This window comes from Halonatronum saccharophilum DSM 13868 (assembly GCF_000517025.1).
GTDB classification, from domain to species: domain Bacteria; phylum Bacillota; class Halanaerobiia; order Halobacteroidales; family Halobacteroidaceae; genus Halonatronum; species Halonatronum saccharophilum.
Map to the genome: position 1 here is coordinate 581,911 of NZ_KI912094.1, position 676 is coordinate 582,586.

A 676-nucleotide genomic window follows, 5' to 3' on the forward strand; every position below is an offset into this window, starting at 1 on the left:
CTTCCCACGGGGTTTCTCGTGTCCCATGGTACTCAGGATACTATCTAGTTTAACTTTAACTTTCACCTACAGGACTTTTACCTTCTGTGGTTTAGCTTTCCAGCTAATTGAGTTAACTAAAGTTAATACTATGATCTTTTTATGGTAAGATCTGATAGTCCTACAACCCTATAACAGCAACGCCCATAAGCTTGACACTGTTATAGTTTGGACTCTTCCCGTTTCGCTCGCCGCTACTTAGGGAATCGCTTTTGCTTTCCTTTCCTCGAGTTACTAAGATGTTTCAGTTCACTCGGTTCCCCTCTTAAAGCTATGAATTCACTTTAAGATGATAGGTTATTGACCTACCAGGTACTCCCATTCGGAAATCCTTGAGTTATAGCTTGTGTGCAGCTAGTCAAGGCTTATCGCAGCTTACCACGTCCTTTATCGGCTTCTAGCACCAAGGCATCCACCATGCGCCCTTAATATCTTAATCTAGACGCGTTGAAATTGTAATCTATTATTTGTGCAGTTTTCAAAGTACAAATCTTTCTTATTTTCAGCGTACTAATATTTTTATTACTTTAATATTGTTTTGGTGGAGATAGTCGGGTTCGAACCGACGACCTCCGCCTTGCAAGGGCGGCGCTCTCCCAGCTGAGCTATATCCCCTTATATTAGTTTGATCAACGAA

Annotated in this window: 1 tRNA gene and 1 other annotated feature (1 of these 2 cut by a window edge); the gene reads right to left on the reverse strand. The window is 41.4% G+C overall.

Features of this window, described 5'->3' with window-relative positions:
• Positions 1 to 478: a sequence feature (23S ribosomal RNA rRNA prediction is too short), on the reverse strand; it reaches 356 nt to the left of the window's first position.
• Positions 479 to 578: 100 nt separating this feature from the next.
• A tRNA-Ala gene (locus tag HALSAC_RS0106410) sits at positions 579 to 654 on the reverse strand.
• Between the last annotated feature and the right edge of the window lie 22 nt (positions 655 to 676).